This is a genomic window from Collinsella sp. HCP28S3_G2 (assembly GCF_052065125.1).
Lineage (GTDB): Bacteria > Actinomycetota > Coriobacteriia > Coriobacteriales > Coriobacteriaceae > Collinsella.
Genome location: NZ_JBQHUO010000001.1, coordinates 205,566 through 218,957 on the forward strand (window position 1 = coordinate 205,566; position 13,392 = coordinate 218,957).

The window sequence follows — 13,392 nt, forward strand, 5'->3', positions numbered from 1 at the left end:
TGCTGCAAAGCGGTGTTTGGCTGATATTTTGAATGGGAAGGGCTCGTTGTTGATTCGGGCCTCTTTTTATGTTGAGGGGACTTTGGGTTATGGCTAAGCGTTCTGGGTCGTATGTCGTTCCTTTCTCGTTTGATTTGCTTTCGTTTAGTGAGGCTGTGGGGCTTGCTGCCGATACGGGGCGGATTTCTGGGGATGCTGGTCCTCTGCTCGAGACAGTTGTCGATATGCTCGATGAGCTGGGGCGGCCGGACGAGTACTTTGATTGCATTCAGGTTGCCGGTACCAATGGCAAGACTTCGACCACGCGTTTTTCGGCTGCTATCCTTCGCGGCGAGGGGCTCAAGGCTGCGCTTTATACGTCGCCGCAGCTTGTTCGCTATCCCGAGCGCATGGAGGTCGATGGGCGCGTCGTGAGCGATGAGACGTTTGCCCGTGGCGTTTCTGCTGCTGTTGAGGCGGGGCATCGAGTGAATGCGCGCCGCGTGGTGGCGGGGGAGCGTGCCTATACCATCACGCCGTTTGACCTGCTGACGGCCGCCGCGCTTGTGGTGTTTGCCGAGGCTCGCGTGGATGTCGCCGTGCTCGAGGTCGGCATGGGCGGTCGCTGGGACGCCACGAGCGCGACCGATCCCGTTGCCGTTGCCATCACGGGCATCGGACTCGACCACACGCGCATTCTGGGCGATACGCTCGAGGCCATTGCGGGGGAGAAGGCCGCCGTCATTAAGCCCGGACGCCTGGTTGTGCTGGGCGAGGGCACGCATGAGCCGAGCGTTCAGCGCGTTATGGACAACCGTTGTCGCGAGTGTGGTGTGGTGCCGCTGGTGGTGAGCCACGCCACGACCAAGGTGCCGGCGCATGTGGGCGATACGGTTGAGTTTAGCTGTACCACGCCGCGTGCGATTTATACGTCGAGCATGGTTAAGCCGGCGTATCAGCCGCAGAATGCCGCGTGCGCGATTATGCTCTGCGAGGGGTATCTGGGTCGCGAGCTCGACCACGAGGCGCTTGATGCTTCGCTTATGGGCTGCCCCACGCCGGGCCGTTTTGATGTGTTGGGAACCGACCCGCTCAAGCTGATCGACGCCTGCCATAACCCCCAGAGCTGCGAGAACTTTGTGAGCGCCTTGGACGAGATCGATCCGTGCGTAGAGAATCGCCCCACGTTGCTGTGCGCCGCGCTGGCAGACAAGGACGTGGCGGGTATTGTCGACGTGCTGATCCCGGCCTTCCCGCGCGTGGTCGTCACACAGACCGATTCCGATCGCGCCCTGCCGGCGGAGGAGCTTGCTGCCCTGGTGGACTCCGATAAGCTCGCAGGCGTGTACCCCAGCGTGTCCGAGGCCCTCGCAGCCTTTGAGGCCGCAGGCGAGCCCTTCGTAGCAGCAGGCACCATCACCCTGGCCGGCGAAGTTGCCGGTCTGCTCCGCTAGATCCCTTCCGCAGGGTAGCTAGTTTGCCTGCTCGCCACGAAATGGGCCTATCTACTACGTTTGACCGGCTACCCTCAACCATGCCGAGAATCGCAAAATCAAAGCCGCAGGTAGAAGGCTTGTAAATTTTCAAAAAATACCCGCATGGTCGCCCCATGCGGGCTAAACGTAGTAGATAGGCCCATTTCGTGGCGGCATTCATGTGATGCGGCAAAGGGGCTGTCCCTTTGCCGCATTGCCTAGTCTAGGCGGACTGGGTCGTGGGGGTAGGCGTTGAGGATCTCGACGCCGCTCTCGGTGACCAGGGCAAGGTCCTCGATGCGGACGCCGGTGCGGCCGGGGAGGTAGATGCCCGGCTCGATGGAAAACGTCATGCCCGGCTCCACGACCTGCTCGTTGACGAGCGAGACGTCACCCGGCTCGTGGTCTTGCAGGCCGATCGAGTGTCCCAGACGGTGCGTAAAGTACTTGCCATAACCCGCGTCCTCAATCACGTCGCGCGCGGCACGGTCCAGGTCGCACATGCGCACGCCCGGGGCGATGAGCGCCTCGGCGGCCTCGTTGGCGCGGCGCACGATGTCGTAGATGCGTGCCGTCTCCTCGTCCGGCTCGCCCCAAAAGAACGTGCGCGTCATGTCCGAGCAATAGTTGCGGCGACGTCCGCCAATATCGAACAGCACCACGTCGCCACGCTTGAGTACCGTATCGTCTGGCTCGTGGTGCGGGTCGCCGGCGTTGGCGCCAAAGCTCACGATGGGCGGAAAGCTAAAGCCCTCGCAATCGTGCTTGCGATACAGGCCAAGCATCTGGTCGGCGATCTCGCGCTCTGTCACGCCTTCGTGGACGAGCTCGATCGCGTCGGCCATCACGGCGTCGTTAGCGGCCGAGGACACGCGCATAAGCTCCTGCTCGCCGGCGTCTTTGTAGGTTCGCGCGGCGGTCACGGCAAAATCGCCGAGGAAGAATTCGCTCGCGGCATGGCGCTCCATGAGGGGCATCAAGAAGCCGGAGCGCATGACGGTGTCGATGCCGAGCGGTTTGGTCGGATCAACCTCGCGAGCGATGGCGTCGGCCACGACGTCGGTATCGGTGTGGTACGCGACGCGGGCATTGTCATACTCGGGCAACTGATGCAGCGCGTTGACCAAGATCACGGGCTCGCTACCGCGTGCGAGCAGTACGCCGCAAAAACGCTCGAACATATCGGCATAAAAGCCGGTCAGGTAATAAATCGACCACGGGTCGTTTACGAGCAGCTGCGCGCCGGGGTGCTGAGCCTCGAGCGCATCGAGCACGCGTGCCACGCGCTGGTCATCGACATGTGCCATACATCGTCCTTTCGTTAGGTTGCCACCATGGTATCCCCAATGCCAGGGTAGTCAATTTGGGACGGGGCTATTTTAGCTGCGTCAAACATGCGAGCTGATAGGTAAAAGTAGTCAATATGGTCCCGTCCCAAATGGGCTGGTTTCAAAACTATGGCGGATTACGGGGCTGGACCTGTATTACTTGACCATGGGAAAAATAGCGAAATTAAAACCGCAGGTAGAAGGCTTATCAAAAATCGAAAATTGCCGGTATGGATGGGGGTCTCCGAATCAGCCCCGTAATCCGGCATAGTTTTGAAATGGCACTAAAGTAGGCACAAGCTAATTACCGATCCCAAGGCAAGTTGCGGTGTAATAGTTCCGTGATGCCGGGGTTTTGGCGGAAATCGGGAATTATTTCACCGCAATTGAGGAGGGGCGGGGTGGATGCGGGGTAGCTAAAAGAGCACCGTCCCAAACGAGCTGCTTAGGCCGGGTCGATGTCCATGCTGGCGATGAGGTCGGTACCGGTGTCTAGGAGGTTGGGGAGGACTACATCGCCCATGCGGATGGGGGCTTTGACCACTAGGCCGCGGATGAGGTCCATGGTCTGGGCATGGAGTTCGAGCGGGATGGCCTCGGCCGTGCGGACGGGCAGCAGCGCCTCGTCGCCGCCTGATACCGCCACGGTGGTAGTGAGGACGCGCATGGGGCAGGTGAGCTCCTGATGTGCGAACTGATCGCCGCGCGGGCAGCTGTTGCCGGTCACGGCGTGCACCGTCGCCACGCGGTCGTCGGCCCTGCGCTCCACTTCCACCGTAAGGAGGCACTCGGATGGGCAGGTGGTGCAGTTGAACTGTAGCGTCTCGATTGCATTTGTGCTCATGGCTATGCCTCCTCGACGGGCTCGACGGAAAGGATAATCTCGCTGGCACCCAGGTCGAGCGCTCGCTGTATCACCTTTGCCGGCAGCGGGAAGCTTTCCATAACGCTCGGTTTAAACGCGCGGACCTTGCCCGTAAGCAGTTCCTCGTCGTCCGCCAGAATGCGCACGCGGGCGGCATCGACCGGCCGGCGCACGCGGAAGTTGAGCCTGGTGAGTGCCACGGCCGTAATGCGTCCCGGCAGCGCGTAGCCGGCGATGCCGGCAGGGGAGACCGTGAGCTGGCAGCCAGCGCCCGTCTCGACATCCGCGCCGGTCCCCAGCGCGTACGCCGCCGCGGCTGCGCCGGCACGCTCGGACTCGGTCGTCACGTTATCGGCCAGGTCGTGCACGTGCAGCACGTTGCCGCAGGCAAAGATGCCCGGCACGCCCGTCTGCAGGCTCTGGTCCACCACGGCGCCGCGCGTGCGCGGGTCAAGCTCAACACCCGCGCCTACCGAAAGCTCGTTCTCGGGAATCAAACCCACCGAAAGCAGCAGTGTGTCGCACGGAACGATGCGCTCGGTCCCCGGAATGGGCGCCAGATTTTCGTCGACCTGGCTCACCTCGACGGCCTCCACGCGGTCGTGCCCAATCACGCGTGTGACGGTGGTGGACAGGTGCAGCGGAATGCCAAAATCGTCCAGGCAGTTCTTCACATTGCGGCGCAGGCCGTTGGCGTATGGCATAAGCTCGTACACGCCCTCGACCGAAATCCCCTCGAGCGTGCAGCGACGCGCCATGATGAGCCCAATGTCGCCCGAGCCTAAAATGACGGCGCGCGAGCCGGGCTTGAGGTTGTCGATGTTGATGTATCGCTGCGCCAGGCCGGCGGTAAACACGCCGGCGGGGCGGCTGCCGGGAATCTTGATCTCGCTGCGCGTGCGCTCGCGACACCCCATGGCAAGGACGACGGCGCGCCCGGTGAGCTGCAGCATGCCGGCGGGGCTCATGAGCGTGACGGTGTGTGCCGAGGCTTCGCTCGCCGCGCCACTTGCGCCCGCGCCTGCGACTTTGTCCTCGCTTGAGTCGATCCCAATCACCATGCTGTCCAGGAACAGTGCGATATCGGTTTCGCGCACCTGGTCGATAAAGCGCTGTGCGTACTCGGGACCGGTCAGTTCCTGCTTAAAGTGTGAGAGGCCAAAGCCCGGGTGGATGCACTGGCGCAGGATGCCGCCCAGGTGCTGTTCGCGCTCCACGATGGCCACGCGCGCTCCGGCCTTGTGTGCGGCAAGTGAGGCCGCCATGCCGGCAGGTCCGCCGCCGATAACGACTACGTCGAACGCCTGTGTCTGCACGGCGCCGGCAGCAATTGATACCCTGTCGGCATCTGCGCAAGTGCACTCGACGCCCGATACCGCACCCATATCGATACTCGTCGCCATCCTAGCGCACCCCCTTCAACGGTCCCTCTACCAGCCAGGAGCCATCGTCTTCCAACGGTACCTCGCTGGGGTCGCAGCCCAGCTCGCGGGCCAGAATCCGCACCACGCGGCTCTGGCAAAAGCCGCTCTGGCACCGACCCATGCCGGCGCGGCAACGGCGTTTGACGCCTTCGACCGAAACCGCACCCGGGCGGCGTCGGATCGCGGCCACGATCTCGGCCTCGGGCACCGTCTCGCAGCGGCAGACGATCTGCCCCCACGCGGGGTCGGACTCGATCAGCTCTTCCTTGCGCGCAAGCGGCGCACGGTCGAAGTCGTCCGGCGCGCGACGAATCGGATCCCAATCGGCCCGCTCGCGCAAAGCAACGCCCGCCTCGCGCAGCACCTGCTCCATGCGCTCGGCAATGGCCGGAGCGCTCGCTACGCCCGGCGACTGAATGCCCGCCGCCTGGAACAGCCCCGGCACCACGGCGGACTGTCCAATAAAAAAGTCGTTCGTTCCCTTAATGACCGGACGCCCGCCGGCAAACGCTCGCACCACGCGGCGCGTGTCCAGATCGGGCACCAGTTTGCGCGCGCCGCCCAACAGCGCGTTTACATCGCTCGCATAGGTCTGCGTGTCGCCCGCCTCGCGCACAGCGGCCGTCGCGGTGATCACCGTGTTGCCGTGGACGGTGCCCGTAACGATGACGCCCTTGGAAACCGGCGTGGGAACGGGGTAGAGCGGCATGAGTGCGCGCGGCTCCTTGTCCAGCACCACAATGTTGCCCTGGCGCCAGACCATCTGGAACTCCTCGGCGCCCGCCATATGCGAGATGTCTGCGGCGCCGTTGCCCGCCGCGTTAATCAAATAGCGGCAGCGCACATCACCGGCCGGTGTTACCAGCGTAAAACGAGCGGCCCCGTCACCGCTCATGTCGCCAGCGCCGGGAGCTACCTCGATCGTCTCCACCGGTGCGGAGCGCACAAACGTCACGCCGTTGGCGACCGCGTTCTCCATCGCGGCGATGGCGACCTCAAACGGATCGACATAGCCGGTCGAGGGACACCACAGCGCGCACGTGGCCTGGGCGCTGGCGCGCGGCTCCAACTCGTGGATGCGCTCGGCCCCGATGATCGCCAACTCGGGTACGCCGTTTGCCAGCCCGTTGCTTTGCAGCTGCTCCAGCTGCGCGCGGTCTTGGTCGCTAAATCCCAGCACCATGGACCCGGTGCGGCAAAACAAAAAGCCCAGCTCCTGGGCCCACGTGCCATATAGCTCGCAGCCGCGGGCGTTGACCTGGGCCTTAACCGCGCCCGCCGCCGGATCGTAGCCGGCGTGCACCAGGCCGCCGTTGGCCTTCGACGCGCCCAGGGCAATGTCGTTGGCCGCATCGACCACGCAGATGGACAGGTCATAGCGTGCGAGCTGCCGCGCGATGGCGCATCCGGTGATGCCCGCGCCCACAATCGCGATATCAAACGTTTCTGTCACAGTGCCTCCAAGACGAGTTGACAGGCTGTCAATAAGGCTATCCTACGGTGTGCGCATCCCCCGCGCTGCGGCAATGCGGCGAATAGCACCGCTGCATCCGCCAACGGCAGGCGAGGGGAGACTCAGGTCAATCGGTGACCTCGTCTGGCACCCCTGTTGTCAAAGGTTTGTCTCGTTCTGTAACGGTAAGCAGAAGAGTTGGGTTCCAGATGTTACAGATCGAGACGTTTGCCAGGCGGGCCCTCTGTTTGTCTTGATTTGTAACAGTAAGAGTAGAAAATCGGTCCTATGTGTTACAGATTGAGATTTAAAGTCAGGGAGAGGTCATCTGTCTCGATCTGTAACATCTCGGGACCGTTTTGGGGTCTAGATGTTACAGATTTAGATGAACCCATCAGTCGGTTTCGAATGTCTAAATCTGTAACAGTTAGACCTGTTTTTGCCGAGTTGTTGTTACAGATTGAGATATTGGGATTGGACATTTTCCTTTGTCTTGATCTGTAACAGATAGAAGGGTTTCTGGCCCCTAGTTGTTACAGATTGAGATATTTAACGGGGGGCTCACCGTTCATCTTGATCTGTAACAGTAGGGACTGATTTTGGAGTCAAGATGTTACAGATTGAGATTTAAGTCTGGGAGAGAACGGTTTGTCTAATTATGTAACATCTGGACCTGGATTCCGCTCTCACCTGTTACAGATTGAGATGTTTCTATCCGCCCATGCCTGCGACCTGCCAAATCGTTAACCCCCGTGTTACACTAACTCGAGTTGTAACTACCCCGAAAGGTACCCGTAATGTCCAAGTACATCTCCGAGCTCATGTCGCCGCAGCTTATGGGCGTCATCTATGCCTTTGTTGGCTTTATCATCGCCCTGTACGTGCTGTCGGTCGTCTATGTGTTTATTGACGCCCGCCGCCGCGGCGCTAGCGCTTACGTGGCATGGAGCATCATTGCCCTCGTCCCGTTTGTAGGCCTTATTGCCTACCTGGTCCTGCGTCCGCACTCCTATGCGGCCGACCGCGAGGAGCAGGAGCTGGACATGGCCCTGCGCGAGCGCCAGCTTGCCCAGTACGGCACCTGCCCGCAGTGCGGTGCGCCCATCGAGAAGGACTTTGTGGTCTGCCCGGTGTGCGACACCCAGGTTCGCAACGTGTGCCCCAGCTGCCATCGCCCGCTCGACGCGCACTGGAAGGTCTGCCCCTACTGCCGAACTCGCATCCAGTAGCGCATCCATCGCCGGGCCGGCCGCAAGCCACGGGCACGCCGCGCGCCACGCGAACGCCGCGCGCTCCGCACGCGCCCCACGCGATGAAGCATGCGTAGAAATTCGCCCGCCGTGCCATTCAGGTGCGGCGGGCGCTTGTATACCTAGGTAACCTGCCTATAATGATGCAAGTCAAAACGCACGCGCCGGCAAGCGCAATGCACACCGCACGGCGCCAAGCAGCACTTGCACCAGGCATCCGAGAGGAGAAAACATACCCATGAAGGCACTCTACAATGACGGTTCGGTGGCCGAGCTCCCGCAGGACGAGGTCACGCACGTCATCCGCCACTCCGCCGCGCATATCATGGCGCAGGCCATCAAGCGCCTGTACCCCCAGGCCGATTTTGCCTACGGCCCCGCGACCGACAACGGCTTTTACTACGACGTCGACCTGCCCGAGGGCGTCAAGATCAGCGAAGACGACTTCCCCGCGATCGAGGCCGAGATGAAAAAGATCGTCAAGGAGAACCTCAAGTTCACCGTGTACGAGAAGTCCCGCGCCGAGGCCATCGCCCTTATGGAGGAGCGCGGCGAGAAGTACAAGGTCGAGCACATCGGCGATCTGGACGACGACGCCCGCATCACCTTCTACCAGCAGGGCGACTACATCGACATGTGCGTTGGTCCTCACATCTGCTACACCAAGGCCCTCAAGGCCTTTAAGCTCACCGGTGTCTCGGGCGCCTACTGGAAGGGCGACAAGGACAACAAGATGCTCACCCGCATCAACGGCGTCGCCTTTGCCACCAAGGAAGAGCTCGACGAGCACATGCACATGCTGGAGGAGGCCAAGAAACGCGACCACCGCAAGATCGGCCGCGAGATGGACCTCTTTATGATGCGCGACGAGGCCCCTGGCTTCCCGTTCTTCCTGCCCAACGGCATGATCCTTAAGAACACGCTGCTGGACTACTGGCGCGAGATCCACCACAAGGCCGGCTACGTGGAGATCTCCACGCCGCTCATCATGAACAAGCAGCTGTGGAAGACCTCGGGCCATTGGGACCACTACAAGGACAACATGTACTCCACCGTCATCGACGACGAAGAGTACTGCATTAAGCCCATGAACTGCCCGGGCGGCGTGCTGGTGTACGCCTCCAAGCCGCACTCCTACCGCGAGCTGCCCATCCGCGCCGGCGAGATTGGCCTGGTGCACCGCCACGAGCTGCGTGGAGCCCTGCACGGCCTGTTCCGCGTGCGCTGCTTTAACCAGGACGACGCCCACCTGTTTGTGCGTCCCGACCAGCTGACCGACGAGATCGTGGGCGTGGTCAACCTTATCGACTCTGTGTACCAGAAGTTTGGCTTTAAGTATCACGTTGAGCTTTCCACCCGCCCCGAGGACTCCATGGGTTCTGACGAGGACTGGGCACGAGCCGAGGAGGGTCTGCGCACCGCTCTGGAGAAGCTGGGCATGGAATACGAGGTCAACGAGGGCGACGGCGCCTTCTACGGCCCCAAGATCGACTTCCACCTGGAGGACTCGCTCGGCCGTACCTGGCAGTGCGGTACCGTGCAGCTCGACTTCCAGATGCCGCTCAACTTTGATCTGGAGTACGTGGATGCCGACGGCACCAAGAAGCGCCCCATCATGCTGCATCGCGTGTGCTTTGGCTCCATCGAGCGCTTTATTGGCATTCTGATCGAGCACTTTGCGGGCAAGTTCCCCACCTGGCTGGCTCCCGTGCAGGTCAAGGCGCTTCCGGTCTCCGAGAAGAGCCGCGACTATGCCCACGAGGTGTGCGCCAAGCTGGAAGAGGCCGGCATTCGCGTCGTCTGCGACGATCGCGACGAGAAGATCGGCTACAAGATTCGCGAGGCCCGCAGCATCGACCGCGTGCCCTATATGCTCATCCTGGGCGAGAAGGAGGTCGAGGCCGGCAACATCTCCGTCCGCGATCGCTCCAACGAGACCGTTCAGATGAGCGTCGATGAGTTTGTTGCCAAGGTGACCGAGGAGATTAAGACTCGCGCCTAGCACAAACAATACAAGAAGCAATAAAGGCGATCGTCCTCGCGGGCGGTCGCCTTTATTGTTGTGCAAAAAGGTACGCATTGTCGGCGATGCTTCTTCGGCCGAGGTGTTTGTCAACGAAGGTGCGCTCGTGTTCTCCACGCGCATCTACCCTGCGACCTATGGCGTGTCCGTTGACGCCGCTGGCGCGAACGTGACCTACCACGCGCTCAACATCTAGGCGACTCGTCGCATATTGGCGCTATACTGCAGCCGTTGCCCACGATGCGGGAAACATCCGCATCGTGGGCTTTTGTTTTGAGGGGACGGTGCCACGTGGACGTGCAACAGCTAGAAGAGGCTTGGGCTGCAAGGGCCAACGCACGTGAGGCGCGACTGGTTGCAGCCTCGCATGCGCCGGCAGCGCTTGCGCTGTTGGGGACTGTGCGCCCCGGTGACCGCCTGGTGGCCTTTGCGGATGACTTTGCCAAAGCTTTTGTGCGCGGCTTTGATGGCTGCGACATGGCTATGGTGGGGGAGCCGTCGGTTGCGGCGTTTGCTGCCGCGTCTGAGGGCTTTGATGCTTCGCCTGATGCCGAGGGGCCGCACCTGTGGTGGTTCGTCAACTCCATCGGCGGGCATGGCCTTCGTGTGCCCGATTTGCGCGCTCTGGGTCGGGCGGCTCGCGAGGTCCATGCGCTGCTCGTGGTGGATAACACGGTGGCGTCGGCTTTTGGCTGCAATCCGCTGCGCTTGGGCGCCGTGCTGTCGCTCGAGACACTCGACCGCGTGTGTGCCGGTAAGGCCCCGCGTAAGCTCGTTGCCGCTTCGGTGGCGCGATCGCAGCTCAAGCGCCATCGTGTGGATGCCGCGGCTGAGTGCGCGCATGCATTGTTTGCGGGCTGCGGTGCGTCGGCGCTCGATCTTTCTGCTGAGGAGGCCGACGTGCTGGAGCGCGGGCTTTCCTCGCTTAACGCTCGCATGCAGGCTCACTTCGATCGAGCCCGTGCGCTGGCCGAGTATCTGGCCGCGAACGAGATGGTGCGCAACGTGCGCTATCCCGGGCTGAGCTCGCATCCTGACCACGCGGTTGCAACGGGGATCCTCGAGCATGGCTTTGGCCCGGCAGTTGAGTTTGACCTTATCGAGCGTAGCGCGGGAGAGTTGTTCGACGCTTTGCCGGGGGAGTTTCGCACATCGCCTGCCGGCGGCGCAACGACGCGCCTTTCGGCCCCACGTGGCAAGCAGGGGGACACCATCCGCCTCTTCGCCGGCACCGACGACCCCCTGACGGTAGCCGCCGCCCTCGATAACGCCCTCCGCAAGTAGCTAATTTGGGACGGGGCTTTTTTAGCTACCCAATGTCAATTTTTGGCTATGAGTTAAGAATGCTCTAGATGGGTAGCTAAAAAAGCCCCGTCCCAAATTAGCTACTCTTTGATGGTGTCGATCAGGTCGTTGGCCCTTGCGGCTATGACTTCGTTGATCTCTGCCTGCAGCTCCTCGTAGGCCGCTATGGCTCGCTCGCCGGCGGGGGTGAGCGAGCTCCCGCGGGCGCCGTCGCGCTCGATGAGCTTGCACCCCAGCTGCCCCTCGGCCTCGTTCACAATGCGCCATGCCTTGGAATAGGCCATGCCCATGCTCTTGGCGGCGCGGTTGATCGAGTGTTCGCGGGCGATACCCTGCAGCAGCAAGACGCAGCCGTGGCCGAACACGCCCGGCAGATCTTTGTCGCACGACTGAATGACCAGTTTTGCCGTCGTCTTGTACTCCATGCGCTCCACGTCTCTCCGCTAAAGTGTTTGCTGGGCAAACGCAAAGCCTGCGTTAAACCCTCGTGTGCTCTTCTTAAGTCATGCATTGTAGCAGTCAAAGTGCGTTAAGATACTTGCCCAGTATTGGGCGCCCAAGGTTGGGCTGGGTCCTACGAGGCCTGCAGCCGACCGGTCGCATGGAAAAAGGAGAAACATGGCTACGTTCTTTCCCGGTGAGTCCCACACGTTTTCGGAGTATCTGCTGGTCCCTGGTTATTCGTCCTCGCAGTGCATCCCCAACAACGTCTCTCTTAAGACGCCGCTAACCCGCTTTAAGCGCGGCGAGAAGCCGGCAATCACCCTGAACATCCCCATGGTTTCCGCCATCATGCAGTCCGTCTCGGGCGTCGACATGGGTGTCGCGCTCGCTACCGAGGGTGGCCTGTCCTTCATTTACGGTTCCCAGACCCCCGAGTCCGAGGCCGCCATGGTCAAGGCCGTCAAGGATCACAAGGCCGGCTTCGTTCAGTCCGATTCCACGCTGACCCCCGACATGACCATGGAGCAGGTCATCGAGCTCAAGGAGAAGACCGGTCACTCCACCATGCCGGTCACCGACGACGGCACTCCCAAGGGCAAACTCCTGGGTATCGTTACCAGCCGTGACTATCGCCCCAGCCGCGATGACCACCAAAAGAAGGTCTCCGAGTTCATGACCCCGCGTGAGCAGCTCATCGTGGGCGACAAGAACATCAGCCTCAAGGTTGCCAACGACGTCATCTGGGACAACAAGCTCAACGCCCTGCCCATCGTCGACGACAACGATCACCTCATGGGCATCGTCTTCCGCAAGGACTACGACAGCCACAAGACCAATCCCAACGAGCTGCTCGACGGCGACAAGCGCTACATGGTCGGTGCCGGCATCAACACCCGCGACTATGCCGAGCGCGTGCCGCTGCTCATCGAGGCCGGCGCCGATGTCCTGTGCATCGACTCTTCCGAGGGCTTCAGCGAGTGGCAGAAGCGCACCATCGAGTGGATTCGCGCCAACTACGGCGAGGATGTCAAGGTCGGTGCCGGTAACGTCGTTGACGCCGAGGGCTTCCGCTTTTTGGCCGACTGCGGTGCCGACTTTATCAAGGTGGGTATCGGCGGCGGTTCCATCTGCATCACCCGCGAGACCAAGGGTATCGGCCGTGGCCAGGCCACCGCGCTGATCGACGTCTGCCGCGCTCGCGACGAGTACTACGAGGAGACCGGCGTCTACGTGCCCGTGTGCTCCGACGGCGGTATCGTCTACGACTACCACATGACGCTCGCTCTTGCCATGGGTGCCGACTTTATGATGCTGGGCCGCTACTTTGCCCGCTTTGACGAGAGCCCGACCGAGCGCGTCAACGTCAACGGTCAGTACATGAAGGAGTACTGGGGCGAGGGTTCTGCGCGTGCCCGCAACTGGCAGCGCTACGACCTGGGTGGCGCCGCAAAGCTCAGCTTTGTCGAGGGCGTCGACTCCTACGTTCCCTACGCCGGCTCCCTTAAGGACGGCGTGGGCGGCACGCTCTACAAGATCAAGTCCACGATGTGCAACTGCGGTGCCCTCTCGATTCCCGAGCTCCAGAAAAAGGCACGCCTGACCCTGGTGAGCTCGACCTCGATCGTCGAAGGCGGCGCCCACGACGTAGTCGTCAAGGATTCGCAGCAGTCTGTGTCTTATCGATAGGATAAGAGCCGCACATAAAGGTTGAGTTCCAACCACGTTATTAAGATAAAGCGAGATGCCTGCAAGTCGTAGGCATCTCGCTTGTCGTATTTGCTATCATCAGTCAAGTTAACCTTAGGGTCGGTCGGCTTGGCTTTGTTCGCTACAAGTTCCGCACGCA

11 protein-coding genes are annotated in these 13,392 nt (G+C 61.6%); 6 read left to right on the forward strand and 5 right to left on the reverse strand.

The features are described from left to right. Window positions 1–89: 89 nt before the first annotated feature. Entirely contained in the window at window positions 90–1,433 is a 1,344-nt protein-coding gene (locus tag ACTNB2_RS00975) for a bifunctional folylpolyglutamate synthase/dihydrofolate synthase (RefSeq protein WP_441041184.1), read from the forward strand. Window positions 1,434–1,672: 239 nt separating this feature from the next. Here the strand turns inward: ACTNB2_RS00975 and ACTNB2_RS00980 are convergent, their stop codons facing one another. The 4 genes from ACTNB2_RS00980 to ACTNB2_RS00995 form a co-directional block, all read right to left on the reverse strand. Next, window positions 1,673–2,761, reverse strand: a complete 1,089-nt coding sequence (locus tag ACTNB2_RS00980) for a M24 family metallopeptidase (protein WP_427796221.1) — start codon at window positions 2,759–2,761, stop codon at window positions 1,673–1,675. Between the two features lie 466 nt (window positions 2,762–3,227). Further along, on the reverse strand, window positions 3,228–3,626 hold the full coding sequence (locus ACTNB2_RS00985; protein ID WP_441041182.1) for a DUF1667 domain-containing protein: 399 nt from the start codon (window positions 3,624–3,626) through the stop codon (window positions 3,228–3,230). 2 nt (window positions 3,627–3,628) lie between these two features. Next, window positions 3,629–5,050 (reverse strand): NAD(P)/FAD-dependent oxidoreductase, encoded by a 1,422-nt coding sequence (locus ACTNB2_RS00990; protein WP_441041181.1) that lies wholly within the window; start codon window positions 5,048–5,050, stop codon window positions 3,629–3,631. A gap of 1 nt (window position 5,051) precedes the next feature. Next, window positions 5,052–6,524: an NAD(P)/FAD-dependent oxidoreductase gene (locus ACTNB2_RS00995; RefSeq protein WP_441044779.1), complete on the reverse strand. Its 1,473-nt coding sequence runs from the start codon at window positions 6,522–6,524 to the stop codon at window positions 5,052–5,054. Window positions 6,525–7,321: 797 nt separating this feature from the next. Here ACTNB2_RS00995 and ACTNB2_RS01000 point away from each other — a divergent pair. From ACTNB2_RS01000 to ACTNB2_RS01015, 4 genes are all read left to right on the forward strand, one after another. Continuing rightward, a complete protein-coding gene (locus ACTNB2_RS01000) occupies window positions 7,322–7,753 on the forward strand; it encodes a double zinc ribbon domain-containing protein (protein WP_441041178.1) in 432 nt (143 codons plus the stop codon). A 259-nt stretch (window positions 7,754–8,012) separates the two neighbouring features. Continuing rightward, window positions 8,013–9,776: a threonine--tRNA ligase gene (gene thrS / locus ACTNB2_RS01005; protein WP_441041176.1), complete on the forward strand. Its 1,764-nt coding sequence runs from the start codon at window positions 8,013–8,015 to the stop codon at window positions 9,774–9,776. 58 nt (window positions 9,777–9,834) lie between these two features. Next, a complete protein-coding gene (locus ACTNB2_RS01010; RefSeq protein ID WP_441041174.1) occupies window positions 9,835–9,993 on the forward strand; it encodes a GH32 C-terminal domain-containing protein in 159 nt (52 codons plus the stop codon). A gap of 95 nt (window positions 9,994–10,088) precedes the next feature. Beyond that, window positions 10,089–11,081, forward strand: coding sequence for a PLP-dependent transferase (locus tag ACTNB2_RS01015; RefSeq protein WP_441041172.1), 993 nt, complete (start codon window positions 10,089–10,091; stop codon window positions 11,079–11,081). 101 nt (window positions 11,082–11,182) lie between these two features. On the opposite strand, the gene ACTNB2_RS01020 is transcribed toward ACTNB2_RS01015, so the two are convergent. After that, window positions 11,183–11,527, reverse strand: a complete 345-nt coding sequence (locus ACTNB2_RS01020) for a winged helix-turn-helix domain-containing protein (protein ID WP_427719637.1) — start codon at window positions 11,525–11,527, stop codon at window positions 11,183–11,185. Between the two features lie 193 nt (window positions 11,528–11,720). On the opposite strand from ACTNB2_RS01020, the gene ACTNB2_RS01025 reads away from it, so the two are divergent. Continuing rightward, window positions 11,721–13,232 (forward strand): IMP dehydrogenase, encoded by a 1,512-nt coding sequence (locus tag ACTNB2_RS01025; RefSeq protein ID WP_154515410.1) that lies wholly within the window; start codon window positions 11,721–11,723, stop codon window positions 13,230–13,232. Window positions 13,233–13,392: the final 160 nt, after the last annotated feature.